This is a genomic window from Agromyces sp. NPDC058110 (genome assembly GCF_042884735.1).
Lineage (GTDB): Bacteria > Actinomycetota > Actinomycetes > Actinomycetales > Microbacteriaceae > Agromyces.
The window spans coordinates 160,196-176,893 of record NZ_JBHVTI010000004.1; the positions used below are offsets into that span (position 1 = coordinate 160,196).

The following is a 16,698-nucleotide window of genomic DNA, read 5'->3' on the forward strand; positions in this document are numbered from 1 at the left end:
CCGTGCGCACCGCCCTGCCCGCCCGCAAGGCACGCGCACGGCCCCCACGGCGCCGCGCCGCAGAGTCACGCCGACCGGTCGGGATCTGCGGCTTCGGGAGCAGCTGAAGCCGCCGATCGTGACCCTTCGGCGTCGTCGGGCGCGCGCGTCGCGCGCACGGACAGGCCGCCGAACGCCCGCACGAACAGCGGACTCGCCGCCAGCACGAGGTAGATGCAGCCCGCGCCGACGAGGGTCGGCACGAGTCCGGCGTGCTCGACCGAGAGGCCGCCGAGGAGCGCCCCGAGCGGCATCGACGCGGCCACCCCCGCGGTCATCGCGCCGAAGACACGGGCGCGCATGCCGTCGGGCACCTCGCCGTACATCGCAGTCGCGATCATCGGGTTCAGCATGCCCGCGGCGAGGCCGGAGCCGAGGAGCACGCAGAGCAGCACGGGCAGCGGCACCCCGGCCGCCATCGCGAAGTACGGCGGAGGCCCCGCCAGCAGGAAGCAGACCGCGAACACGACGCGTCCCGAGACTCGGTGGCCGATCCAGCCGAAGACGGCCGATCCGGTGAGCGCACCCGTCGCGAAGCACGCGATCATCGCCCCGAGCAGTGCGGGCTCGCCCAGCACCTCGGTCGCGTAGACCGGCTTCAGCACGGTCATGCCCGCGGCGTCGATCGCGTTGGTCAGCGTCACGAGCAGCACGACGGCGAGCAGCAGCGGAGAGCCCGCCATGAACCGGATGCCGGCCGCGAAGCCGCCCTTGGCGTGCTCGTTCTCGGCGAGCGCGTCGGCCGACGTGGCAGCGGCCCTCGGCACGAAGGCGAGCACGAGCACGGCCGAGACCAGGAACCCGGCGGCATCGAACACGAGCGCCGGCATGGGCCCGACGAGGGCCACGGCTGCTCCGGCGATGCCCGCGCCGATCATGGTCGCGGTGCGCTGCACGGTCGACTGCACCCCCGCCGCCCGCGTCAGCGGCATCCGCGCGAGCGCCGCGAGGTCGGGCACGAGCACGGTCTTCGCGGTGTCGCCCGGCGGATCGAGCAGGCCCCCGAGGAACACGAGCGCGAGCAGCACGCCGAAGTGCAGCCCCGTGGTCGCCGCGAGCACCGGGATGGCGACGACCGTGACGCCGCTCGCGACGTCGGCGACGATGCTCGAGATGCGGTACCCGAACCGGTCGACGAGCACGCCGCCGAGGGCGCCGCCGATCACGAGCGGAACGGTCGCGAAGACGCCCGCGACGCCGGCGGCGAGCGCGGACCCGGTCTGCTGCAGCGCGATGATCGGGATCGCGATGAGCGCGATGGCGTTGCCGGTCAGCGAGAAGAACTGCGCGCCGAACAACGCGACGATCGGCAGGCGGCGGCGTGCGGCATCCGATGATCCGGTGTCGGGTGCCCCGCTGTCGGGCTCCCCGGCAGCGGGCGCACGTGCCTCGGATGCGCCGGACTCGAGCCCGCCGGCCATGGTGCCGGCGACCGACGCGGACGCCGCGCCGTCGCCGCCGGCGTCGAATTCGGGGGTCACGACTCGCTCCGCGGGAAGACGTGCGTGATCCACCGCACCGGGCGCGCGCCGTCGCGAGGCTCGCGGCCGAGCGCCCACCACTTGTCGCGCACGGCCTCGAGTTCGGCCGCGAGCTCGCGCATCTCGTCGAGCGTGAGCTGTGCGCCGCCGTCGCTCGAGTCGGAGGCCGCGACCCATTCGGGCTCGAGCGAGAGCTCGGCGTCGAGCGCGTCGAGCAGCTCGCGGTGGTACGACTCGAGCACGGTGCGCCGCATCGCCTCGGCGGCCTCCCGCCGTTCTGGGTCGCCGAGGTAGTCCTCGGCGCGCAGCGTGGTCATGTCGTGCGCCGACTTCCACCAGCGCTCGCGTCCGTCGCGTTCGCGTTCGGGTGCGGGCACGACGAACCCGTGCTTGGCGAGCGTGCCGAGGTGGTAGCTGATCGATCCGGATGCCGCGCCCGTCGCGTCGACGAGCATGCCGACCGAATGCGGCCCCTCCATGCGCAGGATGCCCAGGATGCGCAGACGCAGCGGGTGGGCGAGCGCTCGCATCGAGCCGGCGTCGCGCAGGCCGATGCTGCCCGGTTCGTTCGTGTCCATTCCCCGATGCTAACTCTGCAAGACTTCTTGCACAAGGGTTCTTGCAAAAGGGTTCGTGCAAAGATTCCCGCCGGAATCCCGGTACCGCGCGCGAATCCCGAGCGAACGGGATTCGGGCGCGACACCGGGACCCGGGCAGAGCGACTCCGGTGCCCGCATCCGCGCGCGACCGGCACGACATATGAGTCCCCGCATCCGCAGCCCGCGGAGAACAGCGAGCGCGCGCTAGCCCTGCACGACCTCGAGGGTCTGGCGCGCGATCTCGAGCTCTTCATTCGTCGGCACGACGAGCACCGCCGTGCGCGAGGCGTCGGTCGAGATGCGCCGCGCGCCGCGCTCGGCCGAGGTGTTGCGGTCCTCGTCGATCTCGACGCCGAACCAGTCGAGCCCCTCGAGCGCCGCCGCGCGCACCGTCGCCGAGTTCTCGCCGACGCCGGCCGTGAAGACGATCGCGTCGACCCGCCCGAGCTGCGCGGCGTACGCGCCGATGTACGACCGCAGGCGGTGGGCGTACACGTCGAATGCGATGACGGATGCCTCGTCGCCCGCCGCCCTGGCCGCCTCGAGGTCGCGCATGTCGGCGTGCCCGCTCAGGCCCAGGATGCCGCTCCGCGAGTTGAGCAGCCGGTCGGTCGCATCGGCGTCGAGCGAGCCCCTCCGTTGCAGGTGCAGGATGACGGCGGGGTCGATGTCGCCCGAGCGCGTGCCCATGACGAGGCCCTCGAGCGGCGTCATGCCCATGCTCGTGTCGACCGAGCGGCCGCCGTCGACCGCGCAGGCCGAGGCCCCGTTGCCGAGGTGCAGCACGATGAGCTTGAGATCTTCGACCGGCCGGCCCAGGTACGCGGCCGCCGCGCGCGACACGAACCGGTGCGACGTGCCGTGGAACCCGTACCGGCGCACGCGGTGCTTCTCAGCGAGCGCGCGGTCGATGGCGTACGTGTAGGCCGCGGGCGGCATGGTCTGGTGGAACGCGGTGTCGAACACGGCCACGTGCGAGACGTCGGGGAACGCCTTCTGCGCGGCGCGGATGCCCGCGAGGTTGGCCGGGTTGTGCAGCGGCGCGAGCACCGAGAGCTCGTCGATGTTGATCTTCACGAGCTCGGTGATCACGGTCGGCTCGAAGAACCTCGCCCCGCCCTGCACGACGCGATGGCCGACCGCGACCGGCGCGTGCTCGTCGAGCGACGGACCGTACGAGGCGAACGCCTCGAGCATGACGGCGAAGGCGGCGTCGTGGTCGGGCGCGTCGACCGCGGCGTCCCACACGGTGGGATCGCCGGCTCCGCCTGCGGCGGTGGCCGTGTGCTTGACGTGCCCGTCGGCGGTGCCGATGCGCTCGATGAGGCCGCTCGCGAGTGGATGCCCCGCCTCGACGTCGAGCAGTTGGTACTTCAGCGAAGACGAGCCCGAGTTGACGACGAGGACGATGCTCATGACGCGTCGGCCGCCTGGATCGCCGTGATCGCCACGGTGTTCACGATGTCCTGCACGAGCGCCCCCCTCGAGAGATCGTTCACGGGTTTGTTGAGGCCCTGCAGCACCGGCCCGATGGCCACGGCCCCGGCCGACCGCTGCACGGCCTTGTACGTGTTGTTGCCGGTGTTGAGGTCGGGGAAGATGAACACGGTCGCCCGACCGGCGACATCCGACTCGGGGAGCTTGGTGCGCGCGACCGCGGCGTCGGCCGCCGCGTCGTACTGGATCGGCCCCTCGACCGCGAGTTCGGGGGCGCGCTCGCGCACGATCTCCGTCGCCCGACGCACCTTGTCGACGTCGGCGCCCGAGCCTGACTCGCCGGTCGAGTACGAGAGCATCGCCACGCGGGGCTCGATGCCGAACTGCGCGGCCGTGAGCGCCGACGAGATGGCGATGTCGGCCAGCTGCTCGGCCGTCGGGTCGGGCACCACGGCGCAGTCGCCGTAGACGAGCACGCGGTCGGCGAGCGCCATGAGGAACACGCTCGAGACGACCTCGACGCCCGGCTTCGTCTTCACGATCTCGAACGCCGGGCGGATCGTGTGCGCGGTCGTGTGCACCGCGCCCGAGACCATGCCGTCGGCGAGCCCGAGCTCGACCATCATGGTGCCGAAGTACGAGACGTCCTGCACGGTGTCGCGGGCCTGCTCGAGCGTGACGCCCTTGTGGGCGCGACGGCGCCGGTACTCCTCGGCGAAGCGCGCGACGTGCACGAAGTCGTGGTTCGAGAGCACCTGCGCCTTCGAGATGTCGAGGCCGAGGCCGATCGCGCGCGAGCGGATCTCGATCTCCTCGCCGAGGATGGTGAGGTCGGCGACGTCGCGGGTGAGCAGCGTCGCCGCGGCGCGCAGCACGCGGTCGTCGTAGCCCTCGGGCAGCACGATGTGCTTGCGGGCGCTGCGGGCCCGCTCGAGCAGGCCGTACTCGAACATGAGGGGCGTCACGACCTCGGGGGCGGCGACGTCGAGCAGGTCGAGCAGCGCCTGGCCGTCGACGTGCTTCTCGAAGAGCGAGAGCGCCGTGTCGCGCTTGCGCTGCGACTCGGCCGCGAGCCGCCCGCGGGTCTGCGTGATCGCGACGGCGGTGTCGTAGCTGCCGAGCGCAGTGCGGATGATCGGCAGCCCGGCCCGCAGGCCCTCGACGAGCCGCTCGACCTGCTCCGAGAGCGGGAACCCGCCGACGAGCACGATGCCCGAGATCGACGGGAAGTTCGCCGACGCGTGCGCCGTGAGCACGCCGAGGAGCACCTCGCTGCGGTCGGCCGGGATGATGACGACCGAGCCCTCGATGAGCCGCGTCAGCACGTTCTCCATGGACATCGCGGCGATCACGACGCCGAGCGCCTCGCGGTCGAGCAGGTCGGGGTCGCCGGTCGCGAGCTCGCCCTCGACGGCGGCCAGGATCGATCGCATCGACGGCGCCACGAGCACCTGGTCTTCGGGAATGGCCCACACGGCGACGGATGCCTCGCCGCGGGCGTCGTGCCCGGCCGCCTCGGTTGCCGGCACCCGGCCGACGACCGGTCGCAGCGCGGCGACGATGTCGTCGAGCCGCCCGGCGTCGGCGCGGTTGACCACCACGCCGAGGAGCGTGGAGTGCTCGCGCGCGAGCTCCTCGAGCGCGATGTCGGCGAGCTGGGCGAGGTCGTCGGGGGTGCGGGCGTCGGCCTGGCCGAGGTGTTCGGAGCGTTCCCGCCCGCCGCCCACGCGCCCGCCGAGCACCAGCAGCACGGGGGCCGCGAGGTTCGCCGCGATGCGCGCGTTGTAGGCCAGCTCGGTGGGGCTGCCGACATCCGTGAAATCGGAGCCGAGGATCACGACCGCGTCGCAGCGGTGCTCGATGGCCTTGTAGCGGCGCACGATCTCGGCGAGCGCGCCCTCGGGGTCGGCGTGCACGGCATCGTAGTCGACGCCGATCGCCTCGTCGTACGCGAGGGGCACGACCGCGTCGTGCGCGAGCAGCAGGTCGAGCACGTAGTCGCGCTCGTCGGTCGACCGCGCGATGGGCCGGAACACCCCGACCCGCGTCGCGCGCCTGGTCAGGGTGTCGAGCACCCCGAGTGCGACCGTCGACTTGCCGGTGTTGCCTTCGGCCGAGCAGATGTAGATCCCGTGCGCCACCCTCCAAGCCTATTGGGCGGCATCCGGGCACGGTCTGGGAGTCTCCCGCGAGCCGGCCGCGAACGAGCGATGCACGGGCGTGAGAGCGCGTGCAGAGAACCGAGCGGTCTTCGCTTATGCTGGGTCGGCCCATCAGCCGGGCCGTCTCCCCAGCGGCCCGAACCCAGCACAGGACCACCAGTGAACCCCATCGCCCTCATCGGAGCGGGCCCCTCCGGCCTCGCCGGCGCCCGCGCGCTCAGCCGCGCCGGCATCCCCTTCGACGGATTCGAGGCCGGCGCCGACGTCGGCGGCCTCTGGAACATCGACAACCCGCGCTCGACCATGTACGAGTCGGCGCACCTCATCTCGAGTCGCACGACGACCGAGTTCGCCGAGTTCCCGATGGCCTCGGCGGCCGACTACCCGAGCCACCGCGAACTGCTCGAGTACTTCCGCGCCTACGCCGACGCCTTCGACCTGCGCCGGCACTTCCGCTTCGAGACGCGCGTCACCTCGGTCGAGCCGCTCCCGGTCGCCGACGGCCAGACGCCGGGCGCGACCGGCTGGCGCGTCACCGCGACCGGCCCCGACGGCGAGACCACGGGCGAGTACTCCTCGGTCGTGCTCGCGAACGGCACGCTGGCCGAGCCGAACGTTCCGGCCTTCCGCGGCGAGTTCTCGGGCGAGATCGTGCACACGAGCGCCTACAAGTCGCCCAAGGTGTTCGACGGCAAGCGCGTGCTCATCATCGGCGCGGGCAACTCCGGATGCGACATCGCCGTCGACGCCGTGCACCACGCGGCATCCGTCGACCTGTCGGTCAGGCGCGGGTACTACTTCGTGCCGCGGTACCTCTTCGGCAAGCCGTCGGACACCCTGAACCAGGGCAAGCCGCTGCCGGCCCCGATCAAGCAGTTCGTCGATACGCGCGTGCTCAAGGCGTTCACCGGCGACCCCGTGCGATTCGGCTTCCCCGAGCCCGACTACAAGATCTACGAGTCGCACCCCATCGTGAACACGCTGATCCTGAACCACCTCGGCCAGGGCGACCTCCGCGTCGTCGGCGACATCGACCGGTTCGACGGCGACGCCGTACACTTCGTCGCCCGAGCGGGAGCGACGACCGCGTCGGCCGAGTACGACCTCATCATGCTCGCCACGGGCTACCACCTCGACTACCCGTTCGTCGACCGCACGCACCTGAACTGGACGCAGGCCTCGCCGAAGCTCTTCCTCAACATCTTCCCGCCGTCGTTCAACGGGCTGTTCGTGCTCGGCATGATCGAGGCCTCGGGCATCGGATGGCAGGGCCGCGCCGAGCAGGCCGACCTCGTGGCCGCCTATCTCGCGGCCGAGCGCAACGCCCCCGACACCGCCGCCGGGTTCCGAGCGAGGGCGGATGCCGCGTGGCCCGACCTGAGCGGCGGCTACCGGTACCTCGGGCTCGAGCGCATGTCGTACTACGTCAACAAGGACGCCTACCGCGGCACCGTGAAGAAGCTGCTCGGCACGCTGCCCGCGGCATCCGCCCCCTCGTTGGCGACCGGCCGGCCCGCAGCCCAGGAGGCCCGCGCATGAACATCGACGACGTCGTCCTGAACTTCACGCCCGGCTCGATGATCGCCCTGAACATCGTGCTCGGCTTCATCATGTTCGGCATCGCGCTCGACACGGCGCCGTCCGACTTCAAGGCCGTGCTCAAGGCGCCGAAGGCCATGATCATCGCGATGATCGCGCAGATCGTGCTGCTGCCGGCCGTCACGTTCGGGCTCACGCTGCTGCTGAACGTGCAGGCGTCGATCGCGCTCGGCATGATCCTCGTGGCGTGCTGCCCGCCCGGCAACATCTCGCAGGTGCTCACGTACCGCTCACGCGGCAACGTCGCGCTCTCGGTGTCGATGACGGCCGTCGCGAACGTGCTCTATATCTTCATCCTGCCGATCAGCGTCGTGTTCTGGGGCAGCCTGCACCCGACGGCCTCCGAGCTCGTGCGCACCGTGAGCCTGAACGGCTGGCAGATGCTGCTCGAGATCTTCCTCATCATCGGCGTGCCGTTCTTCGCAGGCCTCGCGATCCGGGCCAAGTGGCCGACGTTCGCGAAGCGCGTGCAGCCCTACGCCCGGTGGATCAGCCTCGCCGCGCTCGTCGGCTTCATCGCGATCGCGCTCATCGGCAACTGGGCGATCTTCATGGCCTACATCGGCGTGGTGCTCGTCGCCGTGTTCCTGCACGACGCGATCGCGCTCGGCCTCGGCTACGCGAGCGCGCGCATCGGCGGCCTGCCCAGCCGTGAGCGCAAGGCCATCACGTTCGAGGTCGGCATCCGCAACGCCGGCCTCGGGCTCGGCCTCGTCTTCACGTTCTTCGGGGGCATCGGCGGCATGGCGATCGTCGCCGGCTGGTGGGGCATCTGGGACATCATCGCGGGCCTCGCGCTCGCGACGGTCTGGGCGAAGGTCACCAAGCGGGCGGATGCCGCGTTCGCGGCGTCGCGCGCCGACTCGGCGTCCGGTGCGGCGACCGTGTCGAACCCCGGCCCGGCGGCCTCGGCATGAGCCGCGTGCTCGTGACCGGGGGCAGCGGGTTCCTCGGCTCCAACGCCGTGCGCGCGCTCGCCGCGCACCCCGACGTCGAACTGGTCGTCTCGGGCGACGTGCGGCCGCCCGCGGCATCCGCCCCCGAAGGCGTCGTCGTCGAGACGTGCGACGTGACGGACGCTGCCACGGTGTCGGCCGTCGTCGCCCGCCACGGCATCGACACGATCGTGCACCTGGCCGCGATCGTGAACCCCGGCGGCCTGAGCGAGGAGGTCGAGCGGCGCGTCGACGTCGACGGCACGCGCAACGTGCTCGATGCGGCTGTCGCCCACGGCGTGACGCGCATCGTCGTGTCGTCGTCGGGCGCCGCGTACGGCTACCACGCCGACAGCCCCGAGTGGCTGACCGAGTCCGACCCGATCCGCGGCAACGAGGAGTTCAGCTACTCGCGCCACAAGCGCATCGTCGAGGAGATGCTCGCGTCGTACCGAGAGTCGAACCCCGAGCTCGGACAGGTCGTGCTGCGCATCGGCACGATCCTCGGACCCACGGTGTCGAACCAGATCACCGCACTGTGGGAGGGGCGGCGCATCCTCAAGATCCGCGGCTCCGAGAGCCCGTTCGTGTTCATCTGGGTCGACGACGTGGTGGGCGCCATCGTGCAGGGCGCCACCGGCTCGGTGACCGGCGCGTTCAACGTGGCCGGCGACGGCCGGGTCACCGTGACCGAGATCGCCGAAGCGTTCGGCACGCGCACCCTCGAACTCTCGCCCGGCCTGCTCGCCGGCGCCCTGCGCGTCGGCCACGCACTGCGCCTGACCGTGCACGACGCGAACCGCGTGGGGTTCCTGCAGCACCGCCCGGTGCTCGACAACGCGAGGCTCAAGTCGGTGCTCGGCTACACGCCGGGCAAGACGAGCCGAGAGGCGTTCGACGCGTACCTCGCGGTGCGGCATCCCGAGCTCGCCGCACGGTCGAGCGCGGCCCGCTGACCGGCCGTGTGCATTTCGGGCGCGCGGCTCGGGTAGACTGTCGGAGGCTCCTCACGTGGCGCCATCCAGGCCAACTCCCCCAGGGCGGAAACGCAGCAAGGGTAACCGGGCTCTGGCGGGTGCGTGAGGGGTCACTGGAGAATTCGCCTAGTGGCCTATGGCGCACGCTTGGAAAGCGTGTTGGGTGAAAGCCCTCGGGGGTTCGAATCCCCCATTCTCCGCCATGTGAAAGAGCGCCGCGCCCGAAGGGTGCGGCGCTCTTTCACATCATGGATGCCGTGATTCGAGGAGGAGGAAGGGCGGAGCCCGAACGACGGGGTCCCCCATTCTCCGCAGATGACGAAAGCGCTCGCCCGAAGGGTGGGCGCTTTCGTCATCCCTGGGCACCGTCGAATTCCCATGCGTTTCCCAGCCGGCCGAACATCGGGTGTTCCGGCCCGTGAGGCCCGGAATTCCGCGGATCCGGTGCCGACGGCGGTCGCCTGCGGCATCCGTGTCCTCATTAATGCGGAATAGCGCGGGGCGGGGGCGCTCCCGCATGATTTCAGAGATGTCAGCGGCGAAGATGGACACACGGAGTGGGGACGCAGGGGGCTCCTCCATCGTGGCCGGGGCAGTAAGGGGCGACGGCCTCAGGGTGCACACCCTGAGGCCGCGTCGCACCCTCGGCCGCAACATCGGCTTCTCGATCGCGGCGCTCGTGCTGCCCATCCTGGCGGTGCAGCTCTGGGTGCTCGATCCGACCGGCGCCTGGTCGGTGGTCGCCTGGGCCGGCGCCGTGCTCGCGGCGCTGCTCGTGCTCGGCTGGATCTCGTACCAGCGCACGCAGGCCTCGGTCAGCCGCTACGGCATCGTCGAACGCGGCTTCTTCGGAGGCACCTACACGGTGCCGGCGAGCGACATCGCGACGGTGCTGCGCGTGCAGCTCTACCGCGGCAGCAGCCTCGACACCACGCAGGAACTGTTCGTCGTCAACCGCGCCGGGCGCGGCGTGTTCCGCATGCGCGGGCGCTTCTGGAACACCTCGACCATGGACCGGGTCGCCGAGATCCTCGACGTCGACGAGGTCGTGCGGAGCGAGCCGGTGACGCTCGCCGAGCTGCGCGAGACCGACCCGAACCTGCTCTACTGGTTCGAGCGGCGCTCGCTCACCCGCTGATCGCGGTCGCTCGATCGCGGACGCTCGGCCTCAGTCGCTCGGACGCGGTTGCTCGGCCTCGATCGCGCCGAAGCCGCCCTGCGCCCGGACTCGGCGTTCAGCGCGAGGTCGAAATGCCGAGCAGCGGCGAGTTCGGCGTGCTCGCGGGCAGCTCGACGAAGCCGAGCCGGTCGTAGAACGCCCGAGCCGAGACGTTGCCGGGGTCCATGCTGAGGTGCAGGCCCGCGACCCCCCGCTCGGCGAGCGCGTCGCGCAGCGTGTCGATGAGCCGGCGTCCGAACCCCTGGCCCTGCAGCTCGGGCAGCAGGTCGATGTGCAGGTGCGCGGGGTAGGCGTCGAGCCCGGCGATGAGCATGCGCTCGGGCTTGCGGCCGGCGTCGAGCAGTTGCTGCTCGGTGAACTTCGGGTCGCGGCCGGTGGGCGGACCGGGCTCGGGGTGGCGCTCGACGAAGCCGGGCGTCCACTCGCGGTTCCACCAGTCGACGAACGCCGCGGTGTCGGCGACGCCGATGATGTACCCGACGGCCCGCCCTTCGCCGTCGTCGACGACGAACGCGAGGTCGGGCTCGTACGTCACGTAGGGAAGCGCGAAGACCTCGGGCATGAGGATGTCGTCGGAGTAGACGCCGGTCGCGTCGCCGCCGCCCGCGGCCGTGAGCGTGCAGATGCGTGCGACGTCGTCGCGATCCGACGGCCGGTAGGAGCGGATGAACGGATGCCGCGGCACGGCGGCCCCGGATGCGGCTGGTGTTTCTTCGTGCACGAACGGCGAGCCTACGGCATCCGACCGACGTGGACTCATCGGCGGCGCCGCGTGCCGAAGATGCCCTGCACGACGCTCGTGAGCACGTCGCGCGTGGCCTTGGAGCCGAGCACCTGCTCGAGCACCGAGGCGTCCTTGCGCGTGCTCGTGCTGCGCGACGACGTGGAGCGCGAGGTACCCGACGTTCGCTTCATCATGCGGTCGTACTCGGCCTGCGCGGCCTTCTCCTCCTTCGCCCGCTGCTTCTCGACGGCGGCCTGCTGCTTCGCCAGCTCGGCATCGGCCTTCGCCTTTGCCGCCGCGTCCTCCGCAGCCTGCGCCGCGGCCGCCGCCGCGTTCATCTTGGCGGTGAGGATCTCGTGCGCCGACTCCCGGTCGACCGCCGTGCCGTACTTCGCCTGCAGCGGCGAGGCCGCGACGGCGGTGTCGATCGCGGCATCCGGCGTCGGCGACATGAGCGCCTGCGGTGCGCGCAGGCGGGTCCACGCGACGGGCGACGGTGCGCCCTTCTCGTTCATGACGGTCACGATCGCCTCGCCGGTGCCGAGTGTCGTGAGCACCTCCTCGAGCGCGTAGCCCGACTTCGGGTACGTGGACACGGTCGCCCGCAGCGCCTTGGCGTCGTCGGGGGTGAATGCCCGCAGCTGGTGCTGCACGCGCGAACCGAGCTGGGCGAGCACGTCGGCGGGCACGTCCTTCGGGGTCTGCGTCACGAAGAAGATGCCGACGCCCTTCGAGCGGATGAGCCGCACCGTCTGCACGACCTGGGCCAGGAAGTCCTTCGAGGCGTCGGCGAAGAGCAGGTGCGCCTCGTCGAAGAAGAACACGAGCTTGGGCTTGTCGAGGTCGCCCACCTCGGGCAGGTCGTTGAAGAGGTCGGCGAGCAGCCACATGAGGAACGTCGAGTAGAGCGCCGGCTTGTCGGCGACGCCCGGCACCTCGAGCAGGCTCACGATGCCGCGCCCGTCGGATGCCACGCGCAGGAACTCCGCGGTGTCGATCTCGGGCTCGCCGAAGAACACGTCGGCGCCCGACTCGGCGAACGCGACGAGCTCGCGCAGGATCACGCCGACGGTCGCCTTCGAGAGCCCGCCGAGACCGTCGAGCTCGCCCTTGCCCTCGTCGCTGGTGAGGTACTGCAGCACCGCGCGCAGGTCCTCGAGGTCGAGCAGGGCGAGTCCCTGGTTCTCGGCGTAGTGGAACACGAGGCCGAGGCTCGACTCCTGCGTGTCGTTGAGTCCGAGCACCTTGCTCAGCAGCAGCGGCCCGAAGCCCGCGACGGTCGCGCGGATCGGCACGCCCTTGCCGATGCCGCCGAGCGAGAAGAACTCCACCGGGAAGGATGCCGCCTCCCACGCCTGCCCGATGCCGGCCGTGCGCTTCAGGAGCTTCTCGTTGCCCTCGCCCGGCGTGGCGATGCCCGAGAGGTCGCCCTTGATGTCGGCGGCGAACACCGCGACGCCGTTGGCGGCGAGCTGCTCGGCGAGGCCCTGGAGCGTGCGCGTCTTGCCCGTGCCCGTGGCGCCCGCGACCAGCCCGTGCCGGTTCGTCATCGCGAGCGGGATGCGCACCTGCACGTCGGGCATGGGCTCGCCGTTCACGAGCGCGCCCATCTCGAGTGCGGCGCCCTCGAACTCGTAGCCCGAGCGGATCGCGTCGACCTGGGCGGCGTCGAGCGGGCCTGGGGGCGGCGCGTCGGCGGATGCAGTCGGCGCCGCCGCGGGGGGCGAATCGGCCGCGGGCGCGTCCTGCGCGGGGGCCTCGGCCCCGCCGTTCTCGTCGACCGGCGCCGGCGCCGCGGCGTCGGCCTCGGCGTTCGCCGCGGCATCCGTCGCCTGCTGCTGCGCCTCGGCCGCCGCCTTCGCGAGCGCCGCGGCCTCCTCGGCCTTCGCGATCGCAGCCTGCGCCTGCGCCTGCAGCGCCGCCGCCGCCTCGGCAGCCTCGGTTGCCGCCCGTCGTGCCTGCTCGACCGCGTCGTCCCCCATGCGGCCATGCTAGTCACGCACCTCGCCGGGGCGACAGGCCGCGACTGCGACGCGCAGGAGGCCGAGGATCGCGCGCCGCGCTACTTCAGCCGGACGGACTTCGGCAGCTGATCGGGCTTCGTGATGCCGGCGCGCTTCAGGCGCACGGCCGAGTTCAGGTACAGCAATGCGAGCAGCGCGGACTCGACGGTGCCGCCGACCGTCGGTCCGACTCCCGGCGTACGGCCGAGGCCCGGCAACGCGGTACCCGACAGCGCGACGGCGACGCTGAACCCCCCGAACGCGGCCACGACGACGAACAGCACCCCGAGCCTCCGGCTCAGCGTCGGCCACGCCGTTATGCGCCACCAGGCTCGAGCCGGCTCGACCGGTTCGCCCTGCCCTCGGAAGATCCGCACCGCGAGGGCGAACGGCAGGGCGAAGGTGAGCACGTTGACGAGGGTCACGACCGGTATCGGTACTCCGATCGAGGCGAGCGCGCTGACGATCACGAAGCCGACGATCCACGCCACCGCGACGTAGAGCACCTTGAACTCCCAACGCACGATCCGGAAGTCGAGGATTCTCCGCATGGTGGCCCCCGTGTTCGCTCGGCCGTCGCTGGATCGGACGGTCGGCCAAAACATACTGCACCGGGAGCCGCCCGCCGCGGAGCCACCCGCGCCGCCGGGCCGACCGGTCAGGACGGGAACGGCAGGGCCCGCCCCGTCTCGATCCACGACTTGAAGCTCGAGAGCACGAGCGGCCACGTCTCAGCGGTCTCGGCCTCGGCGGGGTGCGCGTCGCTCCACTGGTCGTTGGTGAACGTGAGCTTCGTGAGGTCGTCACCCGCGGACTCGAGGCGCCAGGTCATGCGGCTCGTGAGCTCGGCGTGGTTCTCGCGGTACGTCGGGCCGGGGTGCTCGGTGAGCTGCAGCAGCGCGCCGGGTTCGGCCGCGAGCACGTCGCCGTAGACGTGCACGGTCTCGTCGCCGTCCTGCCCGGGGCCGACGTACTCGTACCGGCTGCCCGGCGCGAGCTCGCCGCGCAGCGCCGAACCCCACATGACGGCGCGGCTCCCCTCCTCTCCGGTGATCGCGTCCCACACGCGCTGCGGCTCCGCCGCGATGTACAGGGTCATGTCGAAGTCGGCCATGGTGCTCCTCCTCTGGGCGCGTCGCGACGGCTGTCGCGACATCCGCCAAGCTACGGATGCCGCGGGCGGGCGTCTTGCACAAACGCGACGTCGGTCGTGGTCGCCATACTGGGGCCATGCAGCGAGGCCGGCCGAACGGCGACGAGTACTGGCGCACGCGCGCGGGCGGCGCGGTCAAGGGCGTGCTCGCCGTGGCCGAGGGCGAGCCGGGCATCGCGCCGCTGGCCGACGTCGCATCGGCGCAGGCCGAGGCGGCCGAGGCCCCGGTCCGCATGGCCCGCCTGCCCGCATCGGCCGACCTCGCCGGCATCGTGCGCCACTTCTGGATCCCTCGATGGCACCTGCCCGCCGGCGCCGTGGTGGAGCAGGGCGTGCTGGAGTACCCGTCGGCGAACCTGGTGGTCGAGCCGCACGACGTCGCGCTCTTCGGCCCCGAGCGCGGGCGCGGCGTGCAGCGGCTCACCGGCACCGGCTGGGCGGTCGGGGCGCTCCTGCAACCCGGGGTCGCGCACCTGCTCATGCCGCGGCCGATGCACACGCTGGTCGGGGCGTCGGTCGCGGTCGAGCACCTGCGCGTGCGCGACGCCGCACTACTGGCCGGCCCGGTGCGCGCTGCGGCGGCGGCCGGCGACGACGCCGGCGCCGTCGCCGCCTTCGAGCGCTGGCTGCGGGCGCAGCGCCTCGAGCTCGACGGCGACGCCGTGCTGCTGCAGCGCATCGTCGACCTCGCCGAGCACGACCGCTCGATCGTGCGCGCCGACGCGCTCGCGGCGAGCGCGGGGCTCGGCCTGCGCACGCTCGAGCGCCTCGTGCACGAGCGCTCGGCCTCACCCCCAAGTGGCTCATCGGCCGCTACCGCATGCAGGAGGCCGCGCACCGGCTCGCCGCATCCGACGCTCCCCCGCTCGCCGCGCTCGCGGCCGAACTCGGCTTCGCCGACCAGGCGCACTTCTCGCGGGAGTTCCGCGCGGTCATCGGCGAGACCCCTCGCCGCTACGCCCGCGCCGCGGCATCCGCCCTCCGCTGACCGCCAGGGCCTCGCGCGTGCCCTTCCGCACGTGGGGGCGCCGCCATAGTGTTGAGGGCGTGAGTCCTTCGAAGGGCGAGGCCGCCACCATCGAGGTCGACGGGCACGAGGTGCGCATCTCGAGCCCCGACAAGGTCGTGTTCCCCGAACCGGGCATCACCAAGCTCGACCTCGTGCGCTACTACCTCGCGGTCTCCGACGGCGCGCTCCGCGGCGCGGGCGGGCGCCCGATGGTGCTGAAGCGGTTCGTGAAGGGCATCGGCGCGGAGGCGTTCTTCCAGAAGCGCGTGCCCGAGAACCACCCGGACTTCGTCGACACGGCGACGCTGCACTACGCGCGCGGCACCTCGGCCGAACAGGCCGTGATCCGCAATCCGGCCGCGCTCGCCTGGGTCGTGAACCTCGGATGCCTCGACCTCAACCCGCACCCCGTGCGGGCCGAGGACCTCGACCACCCCGACGAGCTGCGCGTCGACCTCGACCCGATGCCCGGCGTCGAGTGGTCGCAGATCGTCGACGTCGCGTTCGTCGCGCGCGAGGTGCTCGAGGACCACGGGCTCGTCGGCTGGCCCAAGACCTCCGGATCGCGCGGACTGCACATCAACGTGCGCATCGAGCCGCGCTGGGACTTCCGCGAGGTGCGCCTCGCGGCCGAGACGCTCGCGCGCGAGGTCGAGAACCGGGCGCCCGGCATGGCGTCGGCGCGCTGGTGGAAGGAGGAGCGCGGCGAGAGCGTGTTCGTCGACTTCAACCAGAACGCGAAGGACCGCACGGTCGCGTCAGCGTACTCGGTGCGTCCGCTGCCCGACGCGCGAGTGTCGACCCCGCTCGACTGGGCGGAGGTGCGCGGCTCGCACCCCGAGCGGTTCACGGTGCCGACCGTGCTCGAACGCTACGCGGAACGCGGCGACGCGGCATCCGGGATCGACGAGCCGGGCGCCGTCGGCAGCCTCGACGGCCTGCTGCGACTGGCCGAGGAGCTCGGGCCTGCGGAGAAGCCGCCGCGCAGCGACGGTGCCGGCAGCCGCGGCACCGGCGGGCGCGCCTCGTCGATGCCGCTCATCGAGGTCGCGCGCACGAAGACGAAGCCCGAGGCGCTCGACGCCCTCGAACGATGGAAGGCGAAGCACCCCGAGGTCGTCGAACGGCTGCACCCGGCCGACGTGCTCGTCGACGGCATGCGCGGGTCGAGCTCGCTCTGGTACCGCATCCGCGTGAACCTGCAGCACGTGCCCGAGGGCGAACGACCCGAGCAGGGCGAGCTCGAGGCGGATTACGACCCGTGGCAAGGGCGCACGTGGTCGGGCCGACCGTGATGAGCGGGCCGGATGCCGCGCCCGGACGCCGGCACGCGGCATCCGGAGTCCGTCGAGGCCGCCCGGTCTTCCACTCCCGGACGGATGCCTCGACGAAGGGGTGTC

Annotated in this window: 14 protein-coding genes, 1 tRNA gene, 1 other RNA gene and 1 pseudogene; 9 read left to right on the plus strand and 8 right to left on the minus strand. The window is 71.9% G+C overall.

All coding sequences use genetic code 11. The annotated features are described in order from the left end of the window. Positions 1-65 precede the first annotated feature (65 nt). The 4 genes from ACFVS8_RS10960 to pta all read right to left on the minus strand — a co-directional run bounded on the left by ACFVS8_RS10960 (position 66) and on the right by pta (position 5,697). Positions 66-1,520, minus strand: coding sequence for an MFS transporter (locus tag ACFVS8_RS10960; RefSeq protein WP_387061594.1), 1,455 nt, complete (start codon positions 1,518-1,520; stop codon positions 66-68). Next, entirely contained in the window at positions 1,517-2,098 is a 582-nt protein-coding gene (locus tag ACFVS8_RS10965) for an ArsR/SmtB family transcription factor (protein ID WP_387061597.1), read from the minus strand. Before ACFVS8_RS10965 ends, ACFVS8_RS10960 begins: the two co-directional genes overlap by 4 nt. A gap of 225 nt (positions 2,099-2,323) precedes the next feature. Continuing rightward, positions 2,324-3,535 (minus strand): acetate/propionate family kinase, encoded by a 1,212-nt coding sequence (locus ACFVS8_RS10970; protein WP_387061600.1) that lies wholly within the window; start codon positions 3,533-3,535, stop codon positions 2,324-2,326. Continuing rightward, the gene (pta, locus tag ACFVS8_RS10975) at positions 3,532-5,697 is read right to left on the minus strand and encodes a phosphate acetyltransferase (protein ID WP_387061604.1); all 2,166 of its coding nucleotides are present in this window, start codon (positions 5,695-5,697) and stop codon (positions 3,532-3,534) included. Before pta ends, ACFVS8_RS10970 begins: the two co-directional genes overlap by 4 nt. 180 nt (positions 5,698-5,877) lie before the next feature. Between pta and ACFVS8_RS10980 the strand changes: the two genes are divergently transcribed. From ACFVS8_RS10980 to ACFVS8_RS11005, 6 genes are all read left to right on the plus strand, one after another. Then, positions 5,878-7,257, plus strand: a complete 1,380-nt coding sequence (locus tag ACFVS8_RS10980; RefSeq protein WP_387061607.1) for a flavin-containing monooxygenase — start codon at positions 5,878-5,880, stop codon at positions 7,255-7,257. Continuing rightward, positions 7,254-8,234 (plus strand): bile acid:sodium symporter family protein, encoded by a 981-nt coding sequence (locus tag ACFVS8_RS10985; protein ID WP_387061610.1) that lies wholly within the window; start codon positions 7,254-7,256, stop codon positions 8,232-8,234. The genes ACFVS8_RS10980 and ACFVS8_RS10985 overlap by 4 nt, the downstream gene beginning before the upstream one ends. Further along, positions 8,231-9,208, plus strand: a complete 978-nt coding sequence (locus ACFVS8_RS10990) for an SDR family oxidoreductase (protein WP_387061615.1) — start codon at positions 8,231-8,233, stop codon at positions 9,206-9,208. Before ACFVS8_RS10985 ends, ACFVS8_RS10990 begins: the two co-directional genes overlap by 4 nt. 42 nt (positions 9,209-9,250) lie before the next feature. Beyond that, positions 9,251-9,347: signal recognition particle sRNA small type (ffs, locus tag ACFVS8_RS10995), an RNA gene on the plus strand. Beyond that, positions 9,345-9,432 (plus strand) — tRNA-Ser (locus ACFVS8_RS11000). Before ffs ends, ACFVS8_RS11000 begins: the two co-directional genes overlap by 3 nt. 380 nt (positions 9,433-9,812) lie before the next feature. After that, positions 9,813-10,367 carry a hypothetical protein gene (locus ACFVS8_RS11005; RefSeq protein WP_387061618.1) on the plus strand — a complete coding sequence of 185 codons (555 nt, stop codon included), beginning with the start codon at positions 9,813-9,815 and terminating at the stop codon, positions 10,365-10,367. A gap of 97 nt (positions 10,368-10,464) precedes the next feature. Here ACFVS8_RS11005 and ACFVS8_RS11010 read toward each other — a convergent pair whose 3' ends face one another. From ACFVS8_RS11010 to ACFVS8_RS11025, 4 genes are all read right to left on the minus strand, one after another. Next, positions 10,465-11,130, minus strand: coding sequence for a GNAT family N-acetyltransferase (locus ACFVS8_RS11010; RefSeq protein WP_387061621.1), 666 nt, complete (start codon positions 11,128-11,130; stop codon positions 10,465-10,467). Positions 11,131-11,165: 35 nt separating this feature from the next. Beyond that, positions 11,166-13,115 carry a helicase HerA-like domain-containing protein gene (locus ACFVS8_RS11015; RefSeq protein ID WP_387061624.1) on the minus strand — a complete coding sequence of 650 codons (1,950 nt, stop codon included), beginning with the start codon at positions 13,113-13,115 and terminating at the stop codon, positions 11,166-11,168. An 80-nt stretch (positions 13,116-13,195) separates the two neighbouring features. Beyond that, complete coding sequence (locus ACFVS8_RS11020; protein ID WP_387061628.1) at positions 13,196-13,687, minus strand: hypothetical protein; 492 nt, start codon at positions 13,685-13,687, stop codon at positions 13,196-13,198. 107 nt (positions 13,688-13,794) lie between these two features. Beyond that, positions 13,795-14,250: an SRPBCC domain-containing protein gene (locus ACFVS8_RS11025; protein ID WP_387061630.1), complete on the minus strand. Its 456-nt coding sequence runs from the start codon at positions 14,248-14,250 to the stop codon at positions 13,795-13,797. A gap of 272 nt (positions 14,251-14,522) precedes the next feature. Here ACFVS8_RS11025 and ACFVS8_RS11030 point away from each other — a divergent pair. The 3 genes and pseudogenes from ACFVS8_RS11030 to ACFVS8_RS11040 form a co-directional block, all read left to right on the plus strand. Then, a pseudogene (locus ACFVS8_RS11030) lies at positions 14,523-14,744 on the plus strand (DUF6597 domain-containing transcriptional factor); the annotation flags it as partial. Between the two features lie 365 nt (positions 14,745-15,109). Continuing rightward, positions 15,110-15,277 (plus strand): helix-turn-helix domain-containing protein, encoded by a 168-nt coding sequence (locus ACFVS8_RS11035; RefSeq protein ID WP_387062598.1) that lies wholly within the window; start codon positions 15,110-15,112, stop codon positions 15,275-15,277. 59 nt (positions 15,278-15,336) lie between these two features. After that, positions 15,337-16,593: a DNA polymerase domain-containing protein gene (locus ACFVS8_RS11040; RefSeq protein ID WP_387061633.1), complete on the plus strand. Its 1,257-nt coding sequence runs from the start codon at positions 15,337-15,339 to the stop codon at positions 16,591-16,593. Positions 16,594-16,698: the final 105 nt, after the last annotated feature.